This window comes from Pseudomonas sp. G3-39, assembly GCF_054790485.1.
On record NZ_CP186497.1, the window covers coordinates 127,603 to 153,765 of the forward strand.

Annotated in this window: 22 protein-coding genes; 8 read left to right on the top strand and 14 right to left on the bottom strand. The window is 61.0% G+C overall.

From position 1 onward, the window contains the following. The first annotated feature begins 54 nt into the window (after nt 1-54). From ACOYXG_RS00500 to ACOYXG_RS00510, 3 genes are read left to right on the top strand one after another with little or no spacing between them, the layout of a single operon-like run. Nucleotides 55-1,158, top strand: a complete 1,104-nt coding sequence (locus tag ACOYXG_RS00500) for an efflux RND transporter periplasmic adaptor subunit (RefSeq protein ID WP_096797448.1) — start codon at nt 55-57, stop codon at nt 1,156-1,158. Then, nucleotides 1,155-2,219, top strand: a complete 1,065-nt coding sequence (locus tag ACOYXG_RS00505; RefSeq protein ID WP_135294733.1) for an efflux RND transporter periplasmic adaptor subunit — start codon at nt 1,155-1,157, stop codon at nt 2,217-2,219. The genes ACOYXG_RS00500 and ACOYXG_RS00505 overlap by 4 nt, the downstream gene beginning before the upstream one ends. Beyond that, a complete protein-coding gene (locus ACOYXG_RS00510) occupies nt 2,216-5,269 on the top strand; it encodes an efflux RND transporter permease subunit (RefSeq protein WP_027611180.1) in 3,054 nt (1,017 codons plus the stop codon). The genes ACOYXG_RS00505 and ACOYXG_RS00510 overlap by 4 nt, the downstream gene beginning before the upstream one ends. A gap of 102 nt (nt 5,270-5,371) precedes the next feature. On the opposite strand, the gene ACOYXG_RS00515 is transcribed toward ACOYXG_RS00510, so the two are convergent. The 12 genes from ACOYXG_RS00515 to ACOYXG_RS00570 form a co-directional block, all read right to left on the bottom strand. Then, nucleotides 5,372-6,001, bottom strand: coding sequence for a class I SAM-dependent methyltransferase (locus ACOYXG_RS00515; RefSeq protein ID WP_460355278.1), 630 nt, complete (start codon nt 5,999-6,001; stop codon nt 5,372-5,374). 172 nt (nt 6,002-6,173) lie between these two features. After that, nucleotides 6,174-6,818: a methionine ABC transporter permease gene (locus ACOYXG_RS00520; RefSeq protein WP_027611182.1), complete on the bottom strand. Its 645-nt coding sequence runs from the start codon at nt 6,816-6,818 to the stop codon at nt 6,174-6,176. Then, a complete protein-coding gene (locus ACOYXG_RS00525) occupies nt 6,808-7,929 on the bottom strand; it encodes a methionine ABC transporter ATP-binding protein (protein ID WP_333989295.1) in 1,122 nt (373 codons plus the stop codon). The genes ACOYXG_RS00520 and ACOYXG_RS00525 overlap by 11 nt, the downstream gene beginning before the upstream one ends. Nucleotides 7,930-7,931: 2 nt before the next feature. Continuing rightward, on the bottom strand, nt 7,932-8,741 hold the full coding sequence (locus ACOYXG_RS00530) for a MetQ/NlpA family ABC transporter substrate-binding protein (RefSeq protein WP_460355282.1): 810 nt from the start codon (nt 8,739-8,741) through the stop codon (nt 7,932-7,934). A gap of 126 nt (nt 8,742-8,867) precedes the next feature. Continuing rightward, nucleotides 8,868-10,220, bottom strand: coding sequence for an LLM class flavin-dependent oxidoreductase (locus tag ACOYXG_RS00535; protein ID WP_460355285.1), 1,353 nt, complete (start codon nt 10,218-10,220; stop codon nt 8,868-8,870). Then, nucleotides 10,220-11,413 carry an SfnB family sulfur acquisition oxidoreductase gene (locus tag ACOYXG_RS00540; protein WP_460355288.1) on the bottom strand — a complete coding sequence of 398 codons (1,194 nt, stop codon included), beginning with the start codon at nt 11,411-11,413 and terminating at the stop codon, nt 10,220-10,222. The genes ACOYXG_RS00535 and ACOYXG_RS00540 overlap by 1 nt, the downstream gene beginning before the upstream one ends. Before the next feature lie 23 nt (nt 11,414-11,436). Further along, nucleotides 11,437-12,678, bottom strand: coding sequence for an SfnB family sulfur acquisition oxidoreductase (locus ACOYXG_RS00545; RefSeq protein WP_460355291.1), 1,242 nt, complete (start codon nt 12,676-12,678; stop codon nt 11,437-11,439). 395 nt (nt 12,679-13,073) lie between these two features. Next, entirely contained in the window at nt 13,074-13,838 is a 765-nt protein-coding gene (locus ACOYXG_RS00550) for a hypothetical protein (protein ID WP_027611188.1), read from the bottom strand. 465 nt (nt 13,839-14,303) lie between these two features. Next, nucleotides 14,304-15,053 carry an L-cystine ABC transporter ATP-binding protein TcyN gene (gene tcyN, locus ACOYXG_RS00555; RefSeq protein WP_460355294.1) on the bottom strand — a complete coding sequence of 250 codons (750 nt, stop codon included), beginning with the start codon at nt 15,051-15,053 and terminating at the stop codon, nt 14,304-14,306. A 3-nt stretch (nt 15,054-15,056) separates the two neighbouring features. Continuing rightward, nucleotides 15,057-15,722: a cystine ABC transporter permease gene (tcyL, locus tag ACOYXG_RS00560; protein ID WP_003220607.1), complete on the bottom strand. Its 666-nt coding sequence runs from the start codon at nt 15,720-15,722 to the stop codon at nt 15,057-15,059. Next, complete coding sequence (gene tcyJ, locus ACOYXG_RS00565) at nt 15,722-16,522, bottom strand: cystine ABC transporter substrate-binding protein (RefSeq protein ID WP_027611190.1); 801 nt, start codon at nt 16,520-16,522, stop codon at nt 15,722-15,724. Before tcyJ ends, tcyL begins: the two co-directional genes overlap by 1 nt. 332 nt (nt 16,523-16,854) lie before the next feature. After that, nucleotides 16,855-17,853 carry a D-cysteine desulfhydrase gene (locus tag ACOYXG_RS00570; protein WP_460355297.1) on the bottom strand — a complete coding sequence of 333 codons (999 nt, stop codon included), beginning with the start codon at nt 17,851-17,853 and terminating at the stop codon, nt 16,855-16,857. 190 nt (nt 17,854-18,043) lie between these two features. Here ACOYXG_RS00570 and epsC point away from each other — a divergent pair, with 190 nt between their 5' ends. Both epsC and betT read left to right on the top strand, forming a co-directional pair. Continuing rightward, on the top strand, nt 18,044-18,970 hold the full coding sequence (gene epsC, locus ACOYXG_RS00575) for a serine O-acetyltransferase EpsC (RefSeq protein ID WP_095137901.1): 927 nt from the start codon (nt 18,044-18,046) through the stop codon (nt 18,968-18,970). A gap of 402 nt (nt 18,971-19,372) precedes the next feature. Further along, nucleotides 19,373-21,334: a choline transporter BetT gene (betT, locus tag ACOYXG_RS00580; RefSeq protein WP_166496387.1), complete on the top strand. Its 1,962-nt coding sequence runs from the start codon at nt 19,373-19,375 to the stop codon at nt 21,332-21,334. A 24-nt stretch (nt 21,335-21,358) separates the two neighbouring features. Here betT and ACOYXG_RS00585 read toward each other — a convergent pair whose 3' ends face one another. Beyond that, nucleotides 21,359-21,619 carry a hypothetical protein gene (locus ACOYXG_RS00585; RefSeq protein ID WP_025110994.1) on the bottom strand — a complete coding sequence of 87 codons (261 nt, stop codon included), beginning with the start codon at nt 21,617-21,619 and terminating at the stop codon, nt 21,359-21,361. A gap of 395 nt (nt 21,620-22,014) precedes the next feature. Between ACOYXG_RS00585 and ACOYXG_RS00590 the strand changes: the two genes are divergently transcribed. After that, nucleotides 22,015-22,197 (top strand): type II toxin-antitoxin system HicA family toxin, encoded by a 183-nt coding sequence (locus ACOYXG_RS00590; protein ID WP_027611194.1) that lies wholly within the window; start codon nt 22,015-22,017, stop codon nt 22,195-22,197. A gap of 59 nt (nt 22,198-22,256) precedes the next feature. After that, nucleotides 22,257-22,658, top strand: a complete 402-nt coding sequence (locus ACOYXG_RS00595) for a type II toxin-antitoxin system HicB family antitoxin (protein WP_003220616.1) — start codon at nt 22,257-22,259, stop codon at nt 22,656-22,658. A 35-nt stretch (nt 22,659-22,693) separates the two neighbouring features. On the opposite strand, the gene ACOYXG_RS00600 is transcribed toward ACOYXG_RS00595, so the two are convergent. After that, nucleotides 22,694-23,731, bottom strand: a complete 1,038-nt coding sequence (locus ACOYXG_RS00600) for a LacI family DNA-binding transcriptional regulator (RefSeq protein WP_460355302.1) — start codon at nt 23,729-23,731, stop codon at nt 22,694-22,696. A gap of 205 nt (nt 23,732-23,936) precedes the next feature. Between ACOYXG_RS00600 and ACOYXG_RS00605 the strand changes: the two genes are divergently transcribed. Continuing rightward, nucleotides 23,937-26,162 carry a TonB-dependent receptor gene (locus tag ACOYXG_RS00605; protein WP_097086888.1) on the top strand — a complete coding sequence of 742 codons (2,226 nt, stop codon included), beginning with the start codon at nt 23,937-23,939 and terminating at the stop codon, nt 26,160-26,162. Nucleotide 26,163 lies beyond the last annotated feature (1 nt).

Below are 26,163 nucleotides of genomic sequence, written 5' to 3' on the forward strand. Positions count from 1 at the left end.
CTAAGCTCACAGTCGTATCGTCACTTGCACGTTCGTACACAGGAAGGAGTCTGCATGGCGAGTCCCGGATTGAAAACAGTTGTCGTGCTGAGCCTGCTCACGTTGCTGACCGCTTGCGGCAAGAAAGAAGCCCCGGCGGAGTACTTGCCACGGGTCTTCGTGCAAGAGGTCAAACCGGCGGACTATGCCGCTGCCGTGACCCTCACCGGTGACGTGCAGGCGCGGGTGCAGACCGAGCTGTCGTTCCGGGTCGGTGGCAAGATCATTCAGCGCATGGTGGATGTCGGCGACCGAGTCAGCGCCAAGCAGGTACTGGCCAAACTCGATCCCAAGGATTTGCAGACCAACGTCGATTCCGCGCAAGCCCAGGTCATCGCCGAACAGGCGCGGGTCAAGCAGAGTGCGGCGGCGTTCGTGCGTCAGCAGAAGCTGCTGCCCAAGGGCTACACCAGCCAGAGCGAATTCGATTCCGCACAAGCCGCGTTGCGCAGCAGCCAGAGTGCCCTGAGCGCAGCGCAGGCGCAACTGGCCAATGCCAAGGATCAACTCAGTTACACCTCGCTGGTCGCTGACGCCCCCGGCATCATTACCGAGCGCCAAGCCGAAGTCGGCCAGGTGGTCCAGGCCACCGCGCCGATTTTCAAACTGGCCCGCGATGGCGATCGTGACGCGGTGTTCAACGTTTATGAGTCGTTGCTGGCTGAGCGCCCGGCGGAGCGTTCGATTGTCGTCAGCCTGCTCGACAACCCCAACATCAAGACCACCGGCACCGTGCGCGAAATCACCCCGGCGGTGTCGGCGCAGTCTGGCACGGTGCAAGTCAAAGTCACCCTCGACAGCCTGCCGCAGGGCATGCAGCTCGGCTCGGTGGTCAGCGCCACGGCCAAGGGCAGCGGCAAGTCGGCGGTGGAATTGCCGTGGTCGGCGCTGACCAAAAACATCAGCGATCCGGCGGTGTGGATGGTTGACGACAAGGGCGAAGCGCAGTTGCACAACGTCACCGTCAGCCGCTACCTGATCGGCAAGGTCATCATCAGCGACGGCCTCAAGGGCGGTGAGAAAGTGATTGTCGCGGGTGGGCAACTGCTGCACCCGGGCATGAAAGTCGAAATCGCCGAAAATACCTACGAAGGTCTGCAACCGGGAGCACAGCCATGAAGCGTCTGGGGCTGTTGTCCATCGGCGTGTTGCTGGCCGCCTGCTCGAAAAGCGAGCCGCCACCGGAGCCGGTGCGGCCGGTGCTGTCGATCAAGGTACAGGCGCTGAACGAGGAAACCCTTGGGCGTTTCGCCGGCAGCATTCAGGCGCGTTACGAGAGCAACACCGGGTTCCGTGTCGGCGGGCGCATTGCCAGTCGCAACGTCGATGTCGGCGCCGAGGTGCAAAAGGGAACGCTGCTGGCGACCCTCGACCCGTCCGATCAGCAGAACCAGTTGCGTTCGGCCCAAGGCGATCTGGCGAAGGTCCAGGCACAACTGATCAACGCCCAGGCCAATGCCCGTCGGCAGCAGGCGCTGTTCGATCGCGGGGTTGGCGCGCAGGCGCAACTGGACATCGCCACCACCGACCTGAAAACCACCCAGGCCTCGCTCGATCAGGCGCGCGCGGCGGTCAACCAGAGCCAGGATCAACTCGGTTACACCGAATTGCGCGCCGATCACAAAGCCGTGGTCACCGCGTGGAATGCCGAGGCCGGTCAAGTGGTGACAGCAGGTCAGCAAGTGGTGACCCTGGCGCAACCGGACATCAAGGAGGCGGTGATCGATCTTCCGGACACGCTGGTCGATGAAATTCCTTCCGACGTGGTGTTTCTGGTGGCCGGGCAACTCGACCCGAGCATCAACACCACCGCAACCATTCGCGAAATCGAACCACAGGCCCAAAGCGCCACGCGCACCCGCCGCGCGCGGCTGACCCTGGCCAACACGCCAGACGGTTTCCGCCTCGGCACGGCGATCAGCGTGACCCTCAGTTCGGCGATCAAGCCGCGCATCGAATTGCCTGCCACCGCCCTGCAGGAAGCCGACGGCAAGACCCGCATCTGGGTAATCGATACCCAAAGCAAAACCGTCGCGCCCCGTGACGTCAGCGTGATCAGCCGTACAGACGGCACGGTGGTGCTGGCCGGCGGGGTCAAGTCCGGCGAGCAGGTGGTCACCGCAGGCGTTAACAGTCTCAAACCCGGACAAGCCGTGAAACTCGACGAGGACAGTCAATGAAAGGCTCTTTCAATCTCTCCGAATGGGCCCTCAAGCATCAGTCGTTTGTCTGGTACCTGATGTTCGTCGCGCTGCTGATGGGGGTGTTTTCGTATTTCAATCTGGGCCGCGAAGAAGACCCCTCGTTTACCATCAAGACCATGGTCATCCAGACCAAATGGCCGGGTGCGACCCAGGAGGAAACCCTCAAGCAGGTTACCGACCGCATCGAGAAAAAACTCGAGGAGCTCGACTCCCTCGACTACGTGAAAAGCTACACACGCCCCGGTGAGTCTACGGTCTACGTGTACCTGCGCGACACCACCAGCGCCAAGGACATCCCGGAGATCTGGTACCAGGTGCGCAAGAAGATCGATGACATTCGCGGGCAGTTTCCCCAAGGGATTCAGGGACCCGGATTCAACGATGAGTTCGGCGATGTGTACGGCTCGGTCTACGCGTTTACCGCCGACGGCCTGACCATGCGCCAGTTGCGCGACTATGTGGAGCAGGCCCGCGCCGAGATTCGCAACGTCCCGGGGCTGGGCAAGATCGAAATGATCGGCCAGCAGGACGAAGTGATTTACCTGAACTTCTCCACCCGCAAACTCGCCGCGCTGGGCATCGACCAGCGTCAGGTGGTGCAGAGCCTGCAATCGCAGAACGCGGTGACCCCGGCGGGGGTGATCGAGGCCGGCCCGGAGCGCATTTCGGTGCGCACCTCGGGGCAGTTCGCTTCGGAGAAGGATCTGGCCGAGGTCAATCTCAAGCTCAATGACCGCTTCTATCGTCTGGCCGATGTCGCCGACATCAGTCGCGGTTACGTTGACCCGGCCACCCCGGAATTCCGTTTCGACGGCAAGCCGGCAATCGGTCTGGCGATTGCCATGCAGAAGGGCGGTAACGTCCAGGAATTCGGCAAGGCGCTGCACCAGCGGATCGACCAGATCACCGCTGATTTGCCGGTTGGCGTCGGCGTCCATACGGTGTCCGATCAGGCCGTGGTGGTGGAAGAGGCGGTCGGCGGTTTCACCAGTGCGCTGTTCGAAGCGGTGGTGATCGTGCTGGTGGTCAGCTTCATCAGCCTCGGCGTGCGCGCCGGGCTGGTGGTGGCGTGCTCGATTCCGCTGGTGCTGGCGATGGTCTTCGTGTTCATGGAATACAGCGGCATCACCATGCAGCGGATTTCCCTCGGGGCGCTGATCATCGCCCTCGGCCTGCTGGTGGACGATGCGATGATCACCGTGGAGATGATGGTCACGCGCCTGGAAATGGGTGAGACCAAGGAGCAGGCGGCGACGTTCGCCTACACCTCGACCGCATTCCCGATGCTCACCGGTACGCTGGTGACCGTCGCCGGTTTCGTGCCCATCGGCCTCAACGCCAGCTCCGCCGGCGAGTACACCTTCACCCTGTTTGCGGTGATCGCGGTGGCGATGCTGGTGTCGTGGGTGGTGGCGGTGTTCTTTGCGCCGGTGATCGGCGTGCACATCCTCAGCACCAACGTGAAACCCCATGAAGCCGAGCCGGGCCGCATCGGTCGGGCGTTCAACGGTGGTTTGCTGTGGTGCATGCGCAACCGCTGGTGGGCGATCGGCATCACCGTGCTGCTGTTTGTGCTGGCGGTGTTCTGCATGCGCTTTGTGCAGAACCAATTCTTCCCGTCCTCCGACCGCCCGGAAATCCTCGTCGATCTGAACCTGCCGCAAAACGCCTCGATCGACGAAACCCGCAAGGCTGTCGACAAGCTCGAAGCCACGCTCAAGGGCGACCCGGACATCGTGCGCTGGAGCACTTACATCGGTCAGGGCGCGATCCGTTTCTACCTGCCGCTCGACCAGCAATTGCAGAACCCGTACTACGCGCAACTGGTGATCGTCAGCAAAGACTTCGAGGCCCGCGAAGCCCTCAGCCAACGCTTGCGCGAGCGTCTGCACAAGGACTTCGTCGGCATCGGCAGTTACGTGCAGGCGCTGGAAATGGGCCCGCCGGTGGGACGTCCGATCCAGTACCGGGTCAGTGGCAAGGACATTGATCAGGTGCGCAAGCACGCCATCGATCTGGCGACCGAGCTGGACAAAAACGAGCACATCGGCGAGATCATTTACGACTGGAACGAGCCGGGTAAAGTCCTGCGCATCGACATCGCCCAGGACAAGGCGCGTCAGCTCGGGCTGTCCTCGGAAGATGTGGCGAAGTTGATGAACAGCATCGTCAGCGGCTCGCCGTTGACCCAGGTCAACGACGACATTTACCTGATCAACGTGGTCGGCCGGGCGGTGAACTCGGAACGCGGCACGCCGGAAACCCTGCAGAACCTGCAGATCGTCACACCCAACGGCACGTCGATTCCGCTGCTGGCCTTCGCCACCGTGCGGTATGAGCTCGAGCAGCCGCTGGTGTGGCGTCGCGACCGTTTGCCGACCATCACCATCAAGGCTTCGGTGCGTGACGAGATCCAGCCGACCGACCTGGTGAAATTGCTCAAGCCGTCGATCGATGCCTTCGCGGAAAAACTGCCGGTCGGCTACAAGGTCGCCACCGGGGGCACGGTCGAGGAAAGCGGCAAGGCCCAAGGGCCGATCGCCAAGGTCTTGCCGTTGATGCTGTTCCTGATGGCGACCTTCCTGATGATCCAGCTGCACAGCGTGCAGAAGATGTTCCTGGTGGCCAGTGTCGCGCCGCTGGGGCTGATCGGCGTGGTGCTGGCGCTGGTGCCGACCGGTACGCCGATGGGCTTCGTGGCGATCCTCGGGATTCTGGCGCTGATCGGCATCATCATTCGCAACTCGGTGATTCTGGTGACGCAGATCGATGAGTTCGAGCGCAACGGCTCCGCGCCGTGGGATGCAGTGGTGGAAGCGACTGAGCACCGCCGCCGACCAATCCTGCTGACCGCGGCGGCGGCGAGCATGGGCATGATTCCGATTGCCCGGGAAGTGTTCTGGGGGCCGATGGCCTACGCGATGATTGGCGGGATCGTGGTGGCGACGTTGCTGACCCTGCTGTTTTTGCCGGCGCTGTATGTGGCCTGGTACAAGATTCGCGAGCCGCAGAAAGAGACCCGCTAAAGAGCGAGCGCTACGCACTCTATTCGCGAGCAAGCCCGCTCCCACAGGGGGTACGCATTCCAACTGTGGGAGCGGGCTTGCTCGCGAAGGCGTCAGAACTGACTACGCAGATTTACGCCAGACGCTGGCCAGCCAAGGCTGTTGCTCGCGCGGCAATCCCGCCGGCCGGTAGTAATGCTCCAGCTCGACAAACCCCGCTGCCGTGAGCAACCCGCGCCACGCGTCCAGGTCGTGATATGAGCCGTAGCGTGGCCCATTCCAGCCCTCACGGTTATCCCCGCGCGGATTGGAACTGAACAACACCCCGCCCGGTTTCAGCGTGCCATGCAACTGCTTGAGCACTCGCGGCAATTCCTGCAACGGCACATGAAACAGCACCGCATTGGCGAAGATCCCGTCGAAGCGCTCAGCTGGCAGATCGAGTTTCAGAAAGTCCTGACACCACACTTCACAGCCACTGTCTTCGCGGGCCATCTGCGCAAATTTTTCCGCGCCATCGAGACCGACCGCGACATGGCCCAGGCGGGTAAACGCCTGCAAGTCGCGCCCCGGGCCGCAGCCGAAATCGAGAATCGTGAGCGGTGCAGCGCCGTGGATGTGCCGTAGCAGCGCGTCGATGTTCTGGCTGACATCGTGATCGCGGGTGCCTTCGCGGAAGTCTTCGGCCACCGCGTTGTAGTGGCCGAGGGTGGTGGCGGTGATCTGTTCCAGATCGGAGGGCGTTTGCTTCATGGTCGAGGGCTGCGCGGGCAATGAGGATTTGCCGAATATACGCCATCAGGTCTGGGGCTGCTGCGCAGCCATTCGCGAGCAGGCTCGCTCCCACAGGCGAACGCATTCCAAATGTGGGAGCGAGCCTGCTCGCGAAAGCGGTTTCAAAAGCGTCGAATGAGCCCTGCTGAAATCAGCGCTTGTTCAGGCCCCGTGCCAGACGATCTCCACCCAACTGAATCACCGCCACCAACGCCACCAGCAACACAATCACCGTCAGCATGATCTGGCTGTCGAAACGCTGATACCCGTAGCGGTAAGCGATATCGCCCAAACCGCCGGCACCAATCGCCCCGGCCATGGCTGACGAGTTGATCATGGTCACCAGCGTAATCGTGAACCCGCCGACGATCCCCGGCAGCGCTTCAGGCAACAGCACATGCCAGACGATGTGCCAGCGTCGGCAGCCCATGGCCTGCGCCGCCTCGATCAAGCCGTGATCGACCTCACGCAGACTCACTTCGGCAATCCGCGCAAAGAACGGCGTCGCGGCGATGGTCAGCGGCACCACCGCCGCCCACACACCGTACGTGGTGCCGACAATCAGTCGGGTAAATGGAATCAGCGCGACCATCAGAATCAGAAACGGGATCGAGCGGAACAGGTTGACGAACGCGCCCAGCGCCCGGTTGAGCAGCGGCGCCTGATAGATCCCGCCCTTGTCGCTGGTGACCAGAATCACCGCCATCGGGATCCCCACCAGCAACGCGATCAGCGACGACACGCCGACCATCAGGAAGGTGTCGATGAATCCCTGCAGCAAACGATCAAACCACATAACCCGATACCTCCACTCGTTGCGCCCACTGCCCGGCGCGCTCACGCAATTGTTCGGCGCTCAGGGCCGAGCCGCTGACCGCCAGCAACAGTTGTCCCAGCGCATGCCCCTGAATCCGTTCGACGCCGCCCTGCAGCAACTTCACGCGTCCGCCGAGAGCGGCGAACAGCGCCGCCAGATCCGGCTCGTCGGCGGCGCCACCGGTGAACTGCAAACGCAGCACCACCGCCGCGCCCGGGGAGGGTGGCTGAGCATGCAGACGGCTTTGCAATTCTTCCGGCAGTGCGTGTTGCAGCGGCGCGAGCAATGTCTGGCTGACCTCGTGCTGCGGATTGCCGAACACTTCCCAGACCGGGCCTTGCTCAACGATCCGCCCGTGTTCCAGGACCACCACGCGGTCGCAGATTTCGCGGATCACCGCCATTTCGTGAGTGATCAGCACAATGGTCAGGCCCAGGCGCTGATTGATCTCGCGCAGCAGGCCGAGGATCGACTGAGTGGTCTCGGGATCGAGCGCCGAAGTGGCTTCGTCGCACAGCAGAATGTCCGGGTCATGCACCAATGCGCGGGCGATGCCGACACGCTGTTTCTGCCCGCCGGAGAGCTGCGCCGGGTAAGCCTTGTGCTTGGCTTGCAGGCCGACCAGTTCGAGCAGTTCACGCACCTTCTGCTCGCGTTGCGCCTTCGGTACGCCCGCGACTTTCAGCGGCAGTTCGACGTTCTGCCACACGGTCTTGGCTGACATCAGGTTGAAGTGCTGGAAGATCATGCCGATCCTTCGGCGCAGGGCGACCAGCCGGTCTTCATCGAACTCGCCGATGTCGACCTGATCGATCAGCACCCGCCCCGCAGTCGGTTGTTCCAGACGATTGATCGTGCGGATCAGCGACGACTTGCCGGCGCCGCTGCGCCCGATGATGCCGAACACCTCGCCGCGCTGGATCGCCAGATCGATGCCTTGCAGGGCCGCGACCGGGCCTTGCCGACCCGCGTAGGTTTTACCCAGGCCGATGAAGCGCACATGGGCGCGATTCAGCTCGGGATGCAGTTCGGTTTTTTCAGCATTTTCTGGCTCTGGAATCTCCAGTCGCCGTTGGATCGCGGCCGTCATGTTCAGCTTTCCCAACCGGCCTGATACAGCTTGCCGTGAGCCTTATCCAGCGCGGCGCGAACGGCCGGCGAGTGCTGGTAGATGTCGACGAATTTGATCAGGCGCGGGTCGTTCTTGCTCTTGGGCTGGATGACGAACTGGATCACGTATTCCTTGTGGTCGAGACCGTCGAACAGCAGCGCCGAACCGGCGTCAAAAGTCTTCGCCAGACGGATGTAGGCCGGGTAGCCCTGCACCAGATCGGCGTCATCGTAGGCGCGCACCAGTTGCACGGCTTCGACTTGCAGGATCTTGATCTTCTTCGGGTTGGCAACGATGTCGTCTTCGGTGGCCTTGTAGCCGACCCCCGGTTTCAGGGTGATCAGACCAGCCTTGGCCAGCAGTTGCAGACCGCGACCGCTGTTGATCGGGTCGTTGGCGATGGCGACGCTGGCGCCTTCCGGCAACTCGTCGAAGCTTTTGTATTTTTTCGAATAGAGGCCGACGTTGTTGATGATCCCCGGGGCGAACGGCACCAGGTCAAAACCGGAGGCGGCCTTGGCGTTTTCGAGGAACGGGATGTGCTGGAAGTAATTCACATCGATGTCGCCGGCAGCGAGGCTGACGTTTGGTGCGATCCAGTCGGTGAACTCCACCAGCTCGACTTTCAGGCCTTGTCTGGAGGCCTCTTCGACGGCGGCTTCCAGTGGAATGGCGAACGCGGCGGTGGTGCCGATTTTAAGGGGGGCATCGGCGGCGAACACCGCCGAACTGAACAGGCCGAAGGCCAGGGCCAGTGCTTTGACTGGGTGGGACAGGAATTTCTGGGTCATGGTGTGGTTTCCAGTCAGTGCATGAATTTTGTGGTGTCTGGTCGGGCCTCATCGCTGGCAAGCCAGCTCCCACAGGTTTTGTGAACGCCACAGACCCTTGTGGGAGCTGGCTTGCCAGCGATGCTTTTAGCGGCGGTAAGAAGAGCCGGTGTGTTGCTCAGGCAAATGCGCCGCCCCGTGAAACAGCTTTTCGCGCAAGCTGCCACTCTCATACGCAGTCTTGTACGACCCACGCCGTTGCAGCTCCGGAATCACCAGCTCGATGAAATCGACATAGCTTTCCGGGGTAACGATGCGCGTGAGGTTGAAGCCGTCCAGCCCGGTTTCAGCGATCCACGCTTCCAGTTCATCCGCGACTTGCTCAGGCGAGCCGACCACGGTGATGTAGCGGCCACCGAGGGCGTGCTGCTCGAGCAATTTGCGTCGGGTCCAGTCGTTGTTCTGCAGGTTCTTGGTCGCGGACTGGATGGCATTGCTCTTGACGTACTGGATCGGTTCGTCGATTTCGTACTGGGAAAAGTCGATGCCGGTGGAGGCTGAGAAATGCGCGACGCCGGCCTCGGCGCTGGCATAACTCAGGTACTCGGCGTGCTTGGCCCATGCGGCCTCTTCGGTCGCGCCGACGATCACGTTGAGGCCCATGAACACCTTGATGTCCTCGGGATTGCGTCCGGCTTCGACGGCGCTGGCGCGGACCTTGTCCACCTGCACTTTGGTCGACGGCTTGTTCTGGCCGCTGATGAACACGCACTCGGCGTGACGTCCGGCGAACAGCAAACCGCGGTCCGAACTGCCAGCCTGGAACAGCACCGGCGTGCGCTGCGGCGACGGCTCGCAGAGGTGATAACCCTCGACTTGATAGAACTCGCCGTGGTGCTCGACCTTGTGCACCTTCTCCGGCTGCGCGTAGATGCGCTGCTCACGGTCATTGAGCACCGCGCCGTTTTCCCAACTGCCCTCCCAGAGTTTGTAGAGCACTTCGAGGTACTCGTCGGCCTGATCGTAGCGACGGTCATGCTCGACCTGTTCGCGCAGGCCCATGGCCTTGGCGGCGCTGTCGAGGTAACCGGTGACGATGTTCCAGCCGACCCGACCACGGCTCAGATGATCGAGCGACGACATGCGGCGGGCGAACAGATAGGGCGGCTCGTAAGTGAGGTTGGCAGTGAGACCGAAGCCGAGGTTTTTCGTCACGGCGGCCATCGCCGACACCAACAGCAGCGGGTCGTTGACCGGCAACTGGATCGACTCTTTGAGCGTGACGTCCACCGAGTTCTGGTAGACGTCGTACACGCCGACGATGTCGGCGATGAACAGCCCGTCAAACAGCCCGCGCTCCAGCAACTGTGCCAGTTCGGTCCAATACTCGATTGTGTTGTAGCGCGTTGAGGTGTCGCGCGGATGCGTCCACAGGCCATGGTTGATGTGGCCGATGCAGTTCATGTTGAACGCGTTTAGCAGGATCTTTTTCTTACTCATCAAATGGTGCCCCGCAGTGGCGGCTTTTCATCGTTGAGGTAGTAATTGCCCACCGCGTGATACTTCCAGCGTACCGGGTCGTGCAGGGTGTGCACCCGGGCGTTGCGCCAGTGACGGTCGAGGCCGTGCTCGATCAGGGTGGCCTGACTGCCGGCCAGTTCGAACAGGGTGCTGCCGGCCGCCAGGGAAATTTCAGTGCTGATCGCCCGTGCTTCGGCGACGGCAATCGACGCGGCAGCGACGGTTTCGGCATTGGTCTCGGCCTGGGCCTTGTCGAGGAATTCGCCGGAGCGTTCCAGCAGTGCTTCGGTGGCGTGCAGACGAATGCTCAGGTGGCCGAAGCTCTTCAGGGTCAGTGGGTCTTCGGTGGCCTTGTCGTTACCGGAGTCGATCCACGGACGGGTCTTGCTGCGCACGAAGTGCAGGGCATCTTCGTAAGCGGCGCGAGCGATGCCAGTGTCGATGGCGGCGTGAAGGATCTGCGCCAGCGGGCCGACCGTGGTCGGACGCTCGAAAGCGCTCTGAAACGGTATTACGTCCTCGGCGGCAACGTAGACGTCTTCGAACACCACGGATCCGCTTCCGGTGGTGCGTTGACCGAAACCACTCCAGTCGTCGATCACCGTCAGGCCCTTGCTGTCACGCGGGACGAAGGCCAGTTGCTGCACGCCATTTTCATCGACCACGGAGGTCGGGATACGCTGCGCGTAGATCGCGCCGGTCGCGTAAAACTTGCGCCCGTTTATGCGATAGCCGTCACCGTCACGCTTGAGGCTGGTGACGCGGTCATGGGCGGTTTTGGTACCGAGTTCCGCCAGAGCATTGCCGAAGCGCTGGCCGGCCAGCACCTCGGCGTACAGCCGCTGTTTCTGCTCTTGGCTGCCGTTAACCCGCAGCACTTCGAGGGCGTAGAAATGGTTCTGCGGAATCTGTCCGAGGGAGCCGTCGGCCTGAGCGATCAGGGCGATGACTTTGGCCAGGGTCACGTTGGACACGCCGGCGCCGCCGTATTCCTTGAGCACGCTGATGCCCCACAGGCCAGAGCGGGAAAATACGTCGAGCTCCGGCAGTGGCAGGCGGCGTTCACGGTCGCGCACGGCACTGTCGCGTTTGAAATCTTCGGCCAGGTCGCTGGCGACGATCAGGGCTTGCTCATCGCTGGTGATGACCGCGACGGGGTGAGAATAAGTCATATGCTTCTCCAGATGTCTGGTCGTTAAATCCAGGAATGGCGAGCCGGTAGAGTGCCGTTGAGGCGATAGGCGCCGACCGCGTGATATTTCCAGCGCACCGGGTCGTGCAGGGTGTGCACCCGGGCGTTGCGCCAGTGGCGGTCGAGGTTGAATTCAGCGAGGGTCGCGCGGCTGCCGGCCAGTTCGAAAAGCTTCTCGCTGGCGAGCAAGGAAATCTCGGTAGTCAGCACTTTGGCTTCGGCCACCGCAATCGAAGCGCGGGCGGCGGACTCGGCGGTCAGCGGCGCGGCATGGACTTGGTCGAGCACTTTGCCGGCCTTGCGCAACAGTGCTTCAGCCGCGTGCAGTTCGATTTTCAGTTTGCCGATGTCGGCGATCACGTAGAGGTCATCGCTGGCGTGCTCGACCTTCGCGTCGATCCAGGGCCGCGCGCGAGTTTTGACGAACTCGATGGCATCGTCGATGGCGCCACGGGCGATGCCGGCGTCGATGGCTGCCTGAATCAGCTGCGACACCGCGCCTTGAGTGTTGGGCTTCTCGTTGATCTTCCAGTTATCGACGACCAGGCTCGACTCGACGCGCACGTTGTTCAGCAGAATCGTGCCGCTGGCGGTGGTGCGCTGACCGAAGCCCGACCAGTCATCAACGATGCGCAGGCCCGGGGTGCCACGGCGGACGAAGGCCAGCACTTGTTTGCCGTCGTCATTGAGCGCCTTGACCGCCACCCAGTGCGCGAACAGCGCGCCGGTTGAATAAAACTTCTGGCCGTTGATCACGTAGTCATCGCCGTCGGCGGTGATGCGCGCTTTCAATTCCAGGGTATTTTTGGTTCCGCGCTCAGGACCCGCATTGCCGATGCGCCAGCCTTCCAGAACACTCTGGAACAGCTGTTTTTTCTGCGCTTCGGTGGCGCTGCCGAGTACCAGATTGATGATGCCGAACTGGTTCTGCGGGATCTGTCCCAGCGCCGGATCGGCCGCGGAAATGATCGAGAACACTTCGGCCAATGTGACAAATGAAACTTGGGGGCCACCGTATTCGCGCGGAATGGCAATGCTGCCGAGGCCGCTGCGGGTGAACTGTTCGATTTCCGACCACGGCAGCTTGCGCTGACGATCACGTTTGGCGGCCTGCGCGCGGGCGACTTGCGCCAGTTCGTGGGCAGCCTTGATGGCTTGGGCGTCGTTGCGCAAAACCTGCGCGGGCAACAACAGTGGGGCGATGTCCAGATCAGACTGGAGATTTGCGTCTGCCAGACTGGACATCAGTGCCGCTCCTTGGCTGCACGCAATGCCCTGGCGATCTGCACTGGGGTGATTGTGTTCCGGACCATACTACCTACCTCACATCTCATGAAAAACGCCGCAAAAGTGCGGCGAACGAAAGAATGTCCGGTGGTCCGGTTCATATACCCTAAGCGTGTATAAATATTAAATAAACTAACTTTTAGGAATATGTATAGAAGGGGCGGTGGTCGGGTTGGTTAACAGGCTCTCAGCCGTGGCAATACAACCTGTGGTGAGGGGATTCATCCCCGACAGGCCGCGCAGCGGCCTTTTCTGAGTCATAAAAAACGGGATTGCTTCGCAGTCCATCGGGGCGGTGCGACGTTTCGCTAAATCACCTCACTACAAAGCCCCATGAGCACAGGAATGCGGCATCAATCCTTGGTCGATTCAGCAGCCTTCAGCGCTTGGCGCAGCGGCACTTTCAGATAAGGATTCACGCAACCGATCTTCAGCGTCCGGGGCGGCGCCCAGCGTGAGTTGTTGCCCACCCAGTCGATGACGCAGTAGGTCACGTCCAGACGCAGATCCTCACCCCCCTCGACGATCACTGCCGGTGGCACCCAGACCTGAATCGGCAGGCCGACATCGGCAGCGGTGATCCGGGCCAGGTCCATACGCACGTCGCCCCAGCGCAAGGTAATGGCGTCGTCCTCGGCCATGTTCAGGTAGGGTTCGATGGTCAGTGGCACACCGCGTTTGATCTGACTGGGGTTCACGCCCTGGCGGCGAATGGTGTCGGGCAGCGAGACGGGTGCCAGTTGCTGATTCTCGTCACCGCAGAGTGGCGAAGGCTGGCCGCCAGGGCAGTCGAGCTTGACCTGCACCCGCGTGGCCGCCGACAACGCCGGTCCCTGACCGATCTGCATCACTCGATAGTGAATCCGTGCGGTGCCACTGGCGATAAAGCTTTCCGGCACCCGCAGGCTGATCGAGGCGCCGACGTCTTCGCTGGTCAAGACTCGCGAGGCGACGTAGCAGTTGTTCCAGAACAGTTCGATCAGATCACCGGCGTCCATGCCGGGGTAGGGCAGGACATCGATCAGCAAATGCGCGGCAGCGGCCAGATTGATGGCGTTTTTGGATGCGGACGCCAGATTCGGCGCTGCCAGTTCGGGGGCGTGCGAAGTGCGGGTCATCGGGTTCTCTCCTTGAAGTCTTGCGGCGAAGTCCGTTTCTTGAAACAACAAAAGGCGTGATGAATCGGTAATACAACCGTGAACTTTGTTCGGGCTGAGTAAGCGTTGATTCAACTAATGGGTGCCGGTTGGCGACTAGATAAGAGCGTGCCGGAAAGAGTGTCAATAGAGTGCCTTAGTTAATCTGTGAATTACCGATTAATCAGAAGCGTCCTACGCTGATGAGGCATCCTGCCTAGCGGTGATGGCGAATGGAACTACGGTTTTTCGCGAGTTTCGCGATTTTTGTGCCGGTCGATTTAGATCATTTCACAGGCACGAAAGCGCGCCGCAGATTACTTGTATCTGTTGCAGAACATATATGTATTGTTTTGACAGGTTTAAGATGGAGGAATTTAGAAGTTTTCAGGCGGGGCAAGTAAAACTTCCGTCCATGGAAGTTGATGACTCAAGACAATAAGTATCTCAGGCGTGATTCAGGAACTTGCTGAGAAACTGTCTGGTGCGTTCTTCTTTCGGGTTGGCAAACAACGCCTTGGCTCCGCCTTGCTCGACGATCACGCCCTTGTCGAAAAACACCACACGGTTAGCCACGTCGCGGGCGAAACCCATTTCGTGGGTGACGATGACCATGGTGCGTTTTTCTTCAGCGAGACCGCGAATGGTCGCCAGTACTTCGCCCACCAGTTCCGGGTCGAGGGCCGAAGTCGGCTCGTCGAACAGGATCACTTCCGGCTCCATCGCCAGCGCCCGGGCAATCGCCACGCGCTGTTGCTGACCACCGGACAGACGACGCGGATACGCATCTTCCTTGCCGGCCAGACCGACCTTGGCCAGCAGCTTCATGCCCAGGGCAACGGCTTGCTCGCGCGGCATCTTCTTGACCACGATCGGCCCTTCGATGACGTTTTCCAGTGCGGTGCGGTGGGGGAACAGGTTGAAGTTCTGGAACACGAAACCCACGTGCTGGCGCAGATTGCGCACCAGACTCTGCTGCTGGCTCAGCGGGCGGCGGGTATCGATCTCGATATCGCCGACCTTGATCCGGCCGCTGGTGGGCTCCTCAAGGAAATTCAGGCAGCGCAGGAACGTGGTCTTGCCCGAACCGCTGGGGCCGATGATGGCCACGACCTCGCCTTCCTTCACCTCAAGATCGATGCCCTTGAGCACCTCTTGACCCTTGAACTGCTTTGTCAGTTTTTCCACGACAATCATGGGTCAGGACTCCTGGTCATGCCGATTGGCCCGCTCTTCCAGCTTGTTCTGCAGGTGCGACAGCACCGTGGCCAGAATCCAGTAGATCAGCGCGGCGGCAAGATACATGGTGAAGACTTCGAAAGTCCGGGCGGTAATCAGTTGCGCCTGACGGAACAGTTCCGGCACCTGAATGGTGGCGGCCAGTGCCGTGTCCTTGACCAGCGAAATGAAGCTGTTGCCCAGCGGCGGCAGTGCCGTGCGCATGGCCTGCGGCAGAATGGCCCGGCGCAAGGTTTGCGCGCGGGTCATGCCGATGCTTGCGGCGGCTTCCCACTGGCCGCGCTCGATCGAACCGATTGCCGCACGGAGGATTTCACAGGCGTAGGCAGCCATGTTCAGCGAGAAGCCGATCAGCGCCGCTGGCAGTGGATCCAGTTCCAGACCCAATTGCGGCAAGCCGTAATAGATCACGAACAGTTGCACCAGCAACGGCGTGCCGCGAAAGAACGACACGTAGATGCGGGCAATCCAGCTCACCAGTTTGAAGCGCGACAGGCGCATCAAGGCCAGGCCGAAGCCCAGCAGCAAGCCGAAGAACATGCCGCCCAGACTGAGGATGACCGTGTAATACGCGCCCTTGAGCAGAAAGGGCGCGGAGTCCAGTGCGAGTTGGAAAGCTTCTTCCATTATTTGGTGACGTCAGCGTTGAAGTATTTCTTCGACAGCTTCTCAAGGGTACCGTCGGCACGCAGCTCGTCGAGAGCCTTGTTCACCGCAGCCAGCAGCTCAGGCTCGCCTTTGCGCAGGGCGATACCGGATTCCTGACGGGAGAACGCTTCACCGGCAGCCACGGTTTTCGGGGCTTTCTTGGCGTATTCAAGTGCAGCCAGACGGTCGATCAGGATGGCGTCGGTGCGGCCGTTGTTCAGGTCGGCGAACTTGGTCGGATCATCGTCGTAGGTACGCACGTCAGCGCCCGGCACGTTGGCGCGGACCCACTGTTCGTAGTTGGTGCCCAGGCCGACACCGACTTTCTTGCCGGACAGGTCGGCGGCAGTCTTGATGTTCAACTTGGCTTCCTTGTCCTTCAGCACCAGCGCCTGAATCCCGGAAACGGTGTACGGCTCGGAGAAGTCATACTTCTTCTTGCGTTCGTCGGAGATGGTCACTTGGTTGACCACGACGTCGAGACGTTTGGATTCCAGTGCAGCGAGGATACCGTCCCACTTGGTTGGCTGAATCTTGGCTTTGACGCCGAGTTTCTGCGCCAGGGCTTCGGAGAGTTCGACTTCGAAACCGGACAGTTTGCCGTTCTCGTCAACGAAGCTGAACGGTGGATAAGTGCCTTCCAGGCCGACGTTGATGACGCCTTTGTCCTTGATCTGTTGCAGCTGCTCACCGGCGGTTGCCTGGCCGATCAGGCCGGCGCTCAGTGCAAGGCCCAGCGAACCTACCAGCAGATTGCGACGTAGTGCGGAAAAATTCATGACAAGCCCCTGTGTTTTCTTATGGAAGACGCTTAAGGAAGGTTGGCGAATCCGGGAGTTGAACGACTGCGTTATCGTGCCCTAAAGCAGCTTATGCGTCTTGCCCGAAATTCGCCTGCGGCGAGACTATAAGATGTCTGCTTTAGACTTGAAAATACTTAATGATCTTTCTGTTATTCCAGTTTCGAATATATGTGATCAATTGTGGCGAGGGGATTTATCCCCGATGGGGCGCGAAGCGGCCCTCTCTTCTGACTTGAAGAGCAGGGGACTGCTGCGCAGTCCAACGGGGATAAATCCCCTCACCACAGAAATTCTTGCAGCTGGGAGGATCAGCTTGTCAGCGAATCCTTGTAGGCAAACAACGCCGGCGCCCCACCGGTATGCAGGAAGATGATCGGGCCCTCGTCGAAACGCTGGCGGCCGATCCCGTCGAGCAGGCCGGCCATGGCCTTGCCGGTGTATACCGGGTCGAGCAGCACCGCGTCCTGACTGGCCAACAGTTTCACCGCCGCCAGTGTCCCGGCATTCGGTTCGCCGTAACGCGGGCCGAAGTATTCGTCCCACAACTCGACCTTGAAGTTCACTGGTAATTTCACACCCAGCAGCTCCGCCGTGCGTTCGGCCAGACCCTGCACTTTCGGGCGTTGGTCTTCTTCACTGCGCGATACCGTTACGCCGATCACTGGCAATTTCGGCAGTGCTTCGCTCAAGGCCAATGCCAGACCGCTGTGGGTCCCGGCGCTGCCCGAGGCCAGCACCACGGCGGCGAAATTCAGGCCGGTGTCCTTGATCTGTTCCGCCAGTTCCAGACCGGCACGTACGTAGCCCAATGCACCGAGGGCATTCGAGCCACCGATCGGCACCAGATACGGTTTCTTGCCATTGCTGCGCAGGCGCACGGCGAGTGCGGCCAGTTGTTCGTCGGCGTTGTCGAGGTTGTCCACCAGCTCGACCTTGGTGTCGAACAGATCGAGCAGCAGGCGGTTGCCGTTGCCGGTGTAGTTGCTGTCGTCGGTGCCCAGCGGATTCTCCAGCAGCGCCACGCAACCCAAGCCGAGTTTGGCCGCCAATGCGGCGGTCTGGCGTACGTGATTCGATTGCAAGGCGCCGGCGGTGATCAGCGTGTCGGCGCCCTGAGCGAGGGCATCGGCGGCGAGGTATTCGAGTTTGCGCAGCTTGTTGCCGCCCATGGCCAGCGGCGTCAGGTCATCGCGTTTGATGTACACATCGCGGCCCAGCCAGGCGGACAGACGTTCAAGTTTTTCCAGCGGCGTGGGTTGGCCGAGCAGGTCGAGACGGTTAAAGCGATCCAGCTGTTGTTTGATCATGAGTCCGTACTGGCGGAGAAAGATGACAGGACTATAGGCACGCCGTTTTACCGGGGCAACCGTGAATCGCTTATAGCCAAATGTGCTTAGTCCAGCACTATCGGTTCTTAATTCGCCCTCACGGGCATGCCGTAAAGTAGTCGCCGTTGACGCGGCCAGACCGTCCGGCCGCCCGTGAGGAGTCTTTACCGTGAGCGAGCGTTCCAGCCATTGGCAATTGCAGACCATCGTCAGCCAACTGCGTACCGCGCGGGATCAGTGGCGTACCCAGAATGGCCGGGCCAGCGGCGAGCAGGGTGGTCGTGAGTTGCCGTCCCGCGCGGCGATGGCCGAGATTCTCGAAGCGCTGTGTGGCGCGTTGTTCCCGATGCGGCTGGGGCCGGTGGATCTGCGTGAGGAAAGTGAGGACTTCTATGTCGGCCACACTCTCGATACCTCATTGAATGCCTTGCTGGCGCAGGCGCGGCTGGAGTTGCGTTATGTCGCGCGGCACAGCGCTCAAGGCGATGCCGACGTCGAAGCTCAGGCGATCCGTATCATTCAGGATTTCGCCCTGGCCTTGCCGGGCCTGCGCAGCCTGCTCGATACCGACGTGCTGGCGGCCTATCACGGCGATCCGGCGGCGCGCAGCGTCGATGAAGTGTTGCTGTGCTATCCGGGAATTCTGGCGGTGATTCACCATCGTCTGGCGCACCATTTGTACCGCGCCGGGTTGCCGTTACTCGCGCGAATCAGCGCGGAGATTGCGCATTCGGCCACCGGCATCGATATCCATCCGGGCGCGCAGATCGGCCGCAGTTTCTTCATCGACCACGGTACGGGTGTGGTGATCGGCGAGACCGCGATCATCGGCGAGCGTGTGCGGATCTATCAGGCCGTGACTTTGGGCGCCAAGCGCTTCCCGGCGGATGAAGACGGGCAGTTGCAGAAGGGCCATCCACGCCATCCGATTGTCGAGGACGACGTGGTGATTTATGCCGGCGCGACGATTCTGGGACGGATCACTATCGGCCAGGGGTCGACCATCGGCGGTAATGTGTGGCTGACGCGCAGCGTGCCGGCGGGGAGCAACCTGACTCAGGCCAATCTGCAGCATGATGACGGGACGCAGAAGTAAGTTCCTGAATCTGCGTTGCCGCGTCAGGCCTCTTCGCGAGCAGGCTCGCTCCCACACTGGGATGCGTTTCAAATGTGGGAGCGAGCCTGCTCGCGAATGGTTTTTTGGGTCAGATCGAGATAATGGCATTCAGCCAATTCTCCATTGAACGAATCCCCTCAAACCCGCGTCATACCCCTCCTTGGGCTACTGTAGGAAAACTACCGCCTGGCCCTGCGATTAGTCCTTACCACCCTATCCATGTTTAACTTGAACGTTCATTCAAGTTAAACCGGTGGTTCGCTGCCCGCTCACAACAGGAGGCTTGCCTTTGCTGAGTCCGATCATTTCAGCCACGTTTCAACCCCTTGAGGTGCACGTTTCATGAGTGCATCGTCTACCCCCGCCAGCGGTCTGGTGCGCATGAATCCGCCGGTGTTCTACTTCGCCGCGACGGTGATTCTGCTGTTTGGTCTGGTTGTCATCGCCATGCCGGAGCAGGCCGGCGCCTGGTTGCTGGCTGCGCAAAACTGGGCGGCCAACACGGTCGGCTGGTACTACATGCTCGCGATGACCCTGTATCTGGTCTTCGTGGTGGTCACCGCGTTATCGGGCTACGGCAAGATAAAACTCGGTGCCGACCACGACGAACCCGAGTTCAGTTACCTGTCCTGGGCCGGCATGCTGTTCGCCGCCGGGATCAGCATCACGCTGTTTTTCTTTTGCGTATCCGAGCCACTGACGCACCTGGCCCAACCGCCGCAAGGCGAGGCCGGCACCGCCGATGCGGCGCGCCAGGCGATGCAGATTCTGTTTCTGCACTGGGGCCTGCACGGCTGGGGCGTGTTCGCCTTCGTCGGCATGGCGCTGGCCTATTTCGCCTACCGGCATAACCTGCCGCTGGCCTTGCGTTCGGCCCTGTACCCGCTGATCGGCAAGCGCATCAACGGCCCCATCGGCTACGCGGTGGACGGCTTCGGCATCATCGCCACGGTGTTCGGTCTGGGCGCCGACATGGGCTTCGGCGTATTGCACCTCAATTCCGGTCTGGACTACCTGTTCGGCATCGCTCACACCCAGTGGATTCAGGTCGGCCTGATCACGTTGATGATGGGTGCGGCGATCATCGTCGCCGTGTCGGGTGTGGACAAGGGTGTGCGGGTGATGTCCGACATCAACATGCTGCTGGCCTGTGCGCTGCTGCTGTTCGTGTTGTTCGCAGGTCCCACCCAGCACCTGCTCAACACCTTGATCCAGAACCTCGGCGATTACCTCGGCGCGTTGCCGATGAAGAGTTTCGACCTCTACGCCTACGACAAACCGAGCGACTGGCTCGGTGGCTGGACGGTGTTCTACTGGGCCTGGTGGATTGCATGGTCGCCGTTCGTGGGCCTGTTCATCGCGCGGATTTCCCGTGGTCGGACCATCCGCGAATTCGTCTTCGGCGTGCTGTTGATTCCGCTCGGTTTCACCCTGGCGTGGATGTCGATCTTCGGCAACAGTGCGATCGATCAGGTGCTCAATCACGGCATGTCGGCACTGGGCATGTCGGCCCTCGACAATCCGTCGATGAGCCTTTACCTGCTGCTGGAAACCTACCCGTGGAGCAAGACTGTCATCGCGGTGACGGTGTTCATCAGCTTCGTGTTTTTCGTCACTTCCGCCGACTCCGGCACCGTGGTGCTCTCGACCCTGTCGGCCAAGGGCGGCAACCCGGACGAAGACGGGCCGAAATGGCTGCGAGTGTTCTGGGGCGCGATGACCGCGTTGATCACCAGTGCGCTGCTGTTCTCCGGCAGCATCGATGCGCTGAAATCGGCGGTGGTGCTGACCTCGCTGCCGTTCTCGATGATTTTGCTGCTGATGATGTGGGGCCTGCACAAGGCGTTCTATCTGGAGTCGCAGAAGCAGATCGCGCAGTTGCATTCGCTGGCACCGGTCTCCGGTTCGCGGCGTGGCACGGGCGGCTGGCGCCAGCGCCTGAGTCAGGCGGTGCACTTCCCGTCACGCGACGAGGTGTACCGCTTCATGGACACCACGGTGCGCCCGGCGATTGAAGAAGTGACGGCGGTATTTGTCGAGAAGGGTCTGAACGTGGTCACCCAGCCGGACCCGGCGCACGACAACATCAGCCTGGAAATAGGCCACGGTGAGCAGCATCCGTTCATCTACCAGGTGCAGATGCGCGGCTACTTCACGCCGTCGTTCGCCCGTGGCGGCATGGGTTCCAAGCAACTCAACAACCGCCGCTACTACCGCGCTGAAGTGCACTTGAGCGAGGGCAGTCAGGACTACGATCTGGTCGGCTACACCAAGGAACAGATCATCAACGACATCCTCGACCAGTACGAACGCCACATGCAGTTCCTGCATCTGGTGCGTTGATCGGCAACTGAGCGCCGGGACGTTTCACGACTCGGCGCTCAGCACCATAAACAACACCATCGCCGCCATCGGCACCCCGAACACCGCACTGCCCACCGCGATCTCCGAACCCAGCGGCTGCCCGGCATGCACCACCCCCACCGCACCATTGATCACCGTCAACGCCAGCCACAGCGCGGCGAAGCTGTAGGCCAACGTTTGCCGACTGAAGCCAATGCGCTCGCCGATGTAGAGCATCAGGGCCAGCAGGACCAGGCCGAAGAAGATGATGATGGCGGTGTGCATAGGCGTGCCTGCGGGTTATGCGGTGCTTCATCGGACGCTTTCGCGGGCAAGCCCGCTCCCACAGTGATCTCGGTCATTCACAGATTCTGCGTACAACCAAGATCCTGTGGGAGCGGGCTTGCTCGCGAAAGGGCCACCTCGGTGTCATTTAGAGCATAGACAAGTCAGCCCACAACCATACGAGCCAACCCTTCTCGATCGACATATTTCGCGACTCATTCAAATGTATCTGGACGAGAAGGCCCTTTCTCGCTGGCCCGCGTCTGCCGTTGGTCGAACCAATAATCGGGTGTTTGTTCACTCAGCTAATATTTATCCGAGTGTGTATTGTGTGTATCAATCGGTTGTCCACGCCCTAGAGTGACCAGCTCTTGCTGTCGAAAAGGGCGAAGGAAATGCGTAGTCGGGAAATGATCAGGATGATCGAGGAGGATGGTTGGTATCTGGTTGCAGTGAAGGGTAGTCACCATCAGTACAAGCATCCGCGCAAGCCGGGTCGGGTGACGATCAAGCATCCGGATTCAGACCTTCCCAAAGGGACGATCAACAGCATTTTGAAACAGGCGGGGTTGAAATGAATCCCGTTATTGGAAGTGAAAGTCCTTTTATGGACACGTCAGAGGAAGGATTCACGTTTATGAAATTCCCGGTCGTTTTGCACAAGGATGCCGACTCGGACTACGGAGTGATTGTCCCGGATGTACCGGGGTGCTTCTCCGCAGGGAGCACGGTAGCCGAAGCTTTTGAAAACACTCAGGAGGCTCTGGCCCTGCACTATGAGGGATTGGTGGCTGATGGTGCACCGTTGCCTCGAGTTCAGGACATTGATGCACATCTCGACAACCCGGATTACGCGGGTGGAATCTGGGGTGTTGTCGACTTTGATATCACGCCCTATTTCGGCAAGTCGGTACGCTTCAACGCCACGCTGCCCGAGCAACTGCTGGAGCGTATTGATCAAACAGTCCGGCGTGATCAACGCTACAGTTCCCGCTCCGGATTTCTGGCCGCAGCTGCGTTACGCGAATTGTCGGCATGACGAACAACCTGTAGGGGCTGCCGCAGGCATGTATGTCAGGTGCTCTCGCGCTCAATCACGTTGCACTGCAACAGATTCAGGCGCTGCACATCATCGCTCGGCAACACCCCAAGGCTTTCCAATACCCGCGTTGCCGCCAGTACGCCGATCTCCAGTGCCGGTGGCTTGATCGTGCTCAGGCTGGGCAACAGCATCTCGGCGAACGGGTAATCGCCGAAGCCGAGCACGGCGCAGTCTTCGGGGATCTTGATGCCTGCGCGTTGCCCGGCGAGCAAGCCGCCGGCGGCGAGGTTGTCGTTGGCGAAGATGATCGCGTCGGGGCGCGGGGAGGCGTTCATCAGCGCTTCCATCGCTTGCTTGCCGGCTTCGAACGGCGCGCGGTCGGCGTCCGGGGCGAATACCCACGGCTGCAGTCCGAACTCGCGCACGGTGGCGGCGTAACCGTCGCGACGTTCGAGGGCACTGAGGTCACCAGGGGCGCTGTTCTGCACGAAGGCGATGCGGTGATAGCCTTTATCGTGCAGATAACGTGCGGCGGTCACGCCGACTTCATAGTGCGAAAAGCCGATCTGCATCGGCTCGCGATCCGGCTGGTAATCCCAGGTTTCGATCACCGGAACGTCCGCTTCGGCGATCATCTTTTCCGTGCCCGCACTATGGAAATGGCTGGTCAGCACCAACGCTGCCGGCGACCAGCCGAGAAACGCGCGCACGGCGTTTTCTTCCTGCTCGGTACTGAAGTAACTCGACGCCAGCAGCAGCTGATAACCGTGGCGGCTGAGGGTGTCGCTGAAGCCCTGAATGGTGTTGGCAAAGATCGGCCCGGAGATGTTCGGAATCACCATGCCGACGATTTTGCCCCGCGCCGAGGCCAGTCCGCCGGCCACCAGATTTGGCACGTAACCCAGCTCGGCCACCACCGCTGCAATCCGCTCGCGGCGCTCCGGCGAGACCGATTCCGGCTGATTGAAGTAGCGCGACACGGTAATCGCCGAAACGCCAGCCTCGCGCGCCACTGCATTCAGGGTCACGCGTCCGGCGCCACGGCGTTTGCGGGGCTTTTCCTGGGTCAAGGCTCGATCCTTCTTAAAAACCAAAACGCATATAAAAGTAATTTTTCAGTATTGGACGCTCTATGCCAAGCTTGCCAATACTGCCGATGTTAGCGCTAACAAAGCGCATTGTCTGCTACTCGCTCGAGCGAATGCCCAAGACACCGATTCAGGCGCTGTCGTCGCAGAACGGCAGCGGTTCAGGGCCAATTTCGAGCGGGCAATCATGCACAACATTCCTGGGGCGACACACAAACTGGCGCAGTCGATTCGCGCCGCTGGCTGGATTTTCACCGGGCTGGCGGTGTTGCCGCTGCCCGATGCTTTTGCCGCCGACAGCAGCGATCAAGAGCCGACCCTCAAGTCCGTCACGGTCACCGCCACCCGCCGTGAAGAGTCGCTGCAGAAGGTGCCGGTGGCAGTCTCGGTGATCGACGGCGAACAACTGGAACGCGACAACCGCAACGGCGTGGCGAGCATCGTCCAGCAAGTGCCGTCGCTGAATTTCCGTACCGGTGCGTCGAACAAGGACACCTCGTTGTTTGTGCGAGGCGTCGGCACGATTTCCACCTCGCCCGGCGTCGAGCCAACAGTGGCCACGGTGATCGATGGCGTGGTCTATGCGCGTCCCGGTCAATCGACCCTAGACCTGCTGGATCTGGAGCGCGTCGAAGTGCTGCGCGGCCCGCAGGGCACGTTGTTCGGCAAGAATGCCTCGGCCGGTGTGCTCAACATCACCAGCAAGGCGCCGACCAACGAGACCCACGGTTACATCGACCAGTCGTACTACAGCGGCAATGAAAGCCGCACCCGCTTCGGCATTGGCGGCAGCCTGATTCCGGACACGCTCAAGGGTTCGATCAGCACCCTGTTCGGCACTTACGACGGCAACGTCGATAACCAGCACAACGGCCAGGAGGTCAACGGCTACAACCATCGCGGGGTGCGCGGCAAACTCGAGTTCACCCCGAACGATGACGTCACCTTCACCCTGATCGCCGACTACATGCAGTCCCACGACGACGGTCCCAACGGCGTCGTCAGCAAGTCGTTGACCCCGGCCTTCGCCAACGCGCTGAGCCCGGTCTATGCGAGCAACCACAACCGCGACATCAACACCGATACCCGCAGCCATGTCGAGGACACCAACAAGGGCCTGTCCGGCCAGCTCGACTGGCAACTGGGCGATTACACACTGACCTCGATCACCGCGTGGCGCGGCTGGGACAACACCCAATATCAGGATGGCGATCGGCTGAGCACGATCACTGCAGCGTTCCCCGGCACCGCCGACAAGGGCGAGCTGGCCTTCGACCAGTACTCGCAAGAGCTGCGCCTGGCCTCGCCGAAAGGTGAGTTCCTCGAATACGTTGGCGGCCTGTTCTACATGCACGGCAAGGACGACGAGACCTATCAGCGCACCTTGACCACCACCACACGCACCGACCGTGGCGTCGCCGATTACAGCACCACCAGCGACAGCTACGCCGCGTTCGGCGAAGCCACGCTGAACTTCACCTCGGACTTGCGTGGCATCGCCGGCCTGCGCTACACCCACGATGATCTTGAATACGATCACCGTCGCGTCTCGACCTCGGCGACCACGGTCAGTGGTATTCAACCTGCAACCAGCAGTTCCGGTTCGGTAGACGAGGACGGCTGGTCCGGCCGGCTCGGCGTGCAGTACGACCTCAGCGATGCGGTCACCACGTATCTGACCTATTCGCGCGGCTACAAAGGCCCGGCGTACAACGTGTTCTTCAACATGCAGCCGCGTGACACCGAAGCGCTGAAGCCGGAGACCTCGAATACTTGGGAGGCGGGGATCAAGGCCACCAGCTGGAACAACCGGCTGACCACCAACCTCGCGGTGTTCCACAGCGATTACGACAACTATCAGGCGAACTTTTTCGACACCGTTGCCGGGCAAGTGGTGACGCGCCTGATCAACGCCGGCAGTGTCAGCACCGAAGGCGTCGAACTCGATTACGCCTTGCAGGCGACCCAGCAACTGAAGTTCTCCGGGGCGCTGGCCTACACCCGCGCGCGCATCGACCAATTCAGCTGCCCGGCGGGCGCTGCAGCCTCGTGCAACGTCAATGGCAAGCCACTGCCGTTCAGCCCCGACTGGAAAAGCTACGTGCGCGCCGACTACAGCATCCCGCTGGACAACGGCCTCGATATCGAGCTCGGCACCGACTACAGCTGGCAGAGCGAAGTGCAGTACGACATTAGCCAGAACGCCGACACCAAACAGGGTGCCTATGGCATCTGGAACGCCAGCGTCGCGCTCGCCGACTACAGCAACGGCTGGCGCGTGGCGCTGCTGGGCAAGAATCTCGCCGACAAGTCCTACTCACCGTTGCTGGCCAGCGGCGGCAGCTACATCTACCGCGCCGTGCCACGGGATGACGAGCGCTACTTCGGCGTGCAACTGCGCAAGGATTTCTGAG

Excerpts from the sequence above, each read along its gene's own strand:
- ACOYXG_RS00500 (WP_096797448.1), top strand. The coding sequence starts at position 55 with ATGGCGAGTCCCGGATTGAAAACAGTTGTCGTGCTGAGCCTGCTCACG.
- ACOYXG_RS00505 (WP_135294733.1), top strand. The coding sequence starts at position 1,155 with ATGAAGCGTCTGGGGCTGTTGTCCATCGGCGTGTTGCTGGCCGCCTGC.
- ACOYXG_RS00510 (WP_027611180.1), top strand. The coding sequence starts at position 2,216 with ATGAAAGGCTCTTTCAATCTCTCCGAATGGGCCCTCAAGCATCAGTCG.
- ACOYXG_RS00515 (WP_460355278.1), bottom strand. The coding sequence starts at position 6,001 with ATGAAGCAAACGCCCTCCGATCTGGAACAGATCACCGCCACCACCCTC.
- ACOYXG_RS00520 (WP_027611182.1), bottom strand. The coding sequence starts at position 6,818 with ATGTGGTTTGATCGTTTGCTGCAGGGATTCATCGACACCTTCCTGATG.
- ACOYXG_RS00525 (WP_333989295.1), bottom strand. The coding sequence starts at position 7,929 with ATGACGGCCGCGATCCAACGGCGACTGGAGATTCCAGAGCCAGAAAAT.
- ACOYXG_RS00530 (WP_460355282.1), bottom strand. The coding sequence starts at position 8,741 with ATGACCCAGAAATTCCTGTCCCACCCAGTCAAAGCACTGGCCCTGGCC.
- ACOYXG_RS00535 (WP_460355285.1), bottom strand. The coding sequence starts at position 10,220 with ATGAGTAAGAAAAAGATCCTGCTAAACGCGTTCAACATGAACTGCATC.
- ACOYXG_RS00540 (WP_460355288.1), bottom strand. The coding sequence starts at position 11,413 with ATGACTTATTCTCACCCCGTCGCGGTCATCACCAGCGATGAGCAAGCC.
- ACOYXG_RS00545 (WP_460355291.1), bottom strand. The coding sequence starts at position 12,678 with ATGTCCAGTCTGGCAGACGCAAATCTCCAGTCTGATCTGGACATCGCC.
- ACOYXG_RS00550 (WP_027611188.1), bottom strand. The coding sequence starts at position 13,838 with ATGACCCGCACTTCGCACGCCCCCGAACTGGCAGCGCCGAATCTGGCG.
- tcyN (WP_460355294.1), bottom strand. The coding sequence starts at position 15,053 with ATGATTGTCGTGGAAAAACTGACAAAGCAGTTCAAGGGTCAAGAGGTG.
- tcyL (WP_003220607.1), bottom strand. The coding sequence starts at position 15,722 with ATGGAAGAAGCTTTCCAACTCGCACTGGACTCCGCGCCCTTTCTGCTC.
- tcyJ (WP_027611190.1), bottom strand. The coding sequence starts at position 16,522 with ATGAATTTTTCCGCACTACGTCGCAATCTGCTGGTAGGTTCGCTGGGC.
- ACOYXG_RS00570 (WP_460355297.1), bottom strand. The coding sequence starts at position 17,853 with ATGATCAAACAACAGCTGGATCGCTTTAACCGTCTCGACCTGCTCGGC.
- betT (WP_166496387.1), top strand. The coding sequence starts at position 19,373 with ATGAATCCGCCGGTGTTCTACTTCGCCGCGACGGTGATTCTGCTGTTT.
- ACOYXG_RS00585 (WP_025110994.1), bottom strand. The coding sequence starts at position 21,619 with ATGCACACCGCCATCATCATCTTCTTCGGCCTGGTCCTGCTGGCCCTG.
- ACOYXG_RS00590 (WP_027611194.1), top strand. The coding sequence starts at position 22,015 with ATGCGTAGTCGGGAAATGATCAGGATGATCGAGGAGGATGGTTGGTAT.
- ACOYXG_RS00595 (WP_003220616.1), top strand. The coding sequence starts at position 22,257 with ATGAAATTCCCGGTCGTTTTGCACAAGGATGCCGACTCGGACTACGGA.
- ACOYXG_RS00605 (WP_097086888.1), top strand. The coding sequence starts at position 23,937 with ATGCACAACATTCCTGGGGCGACACACAAACTGGCGCAGTCGATTCGC.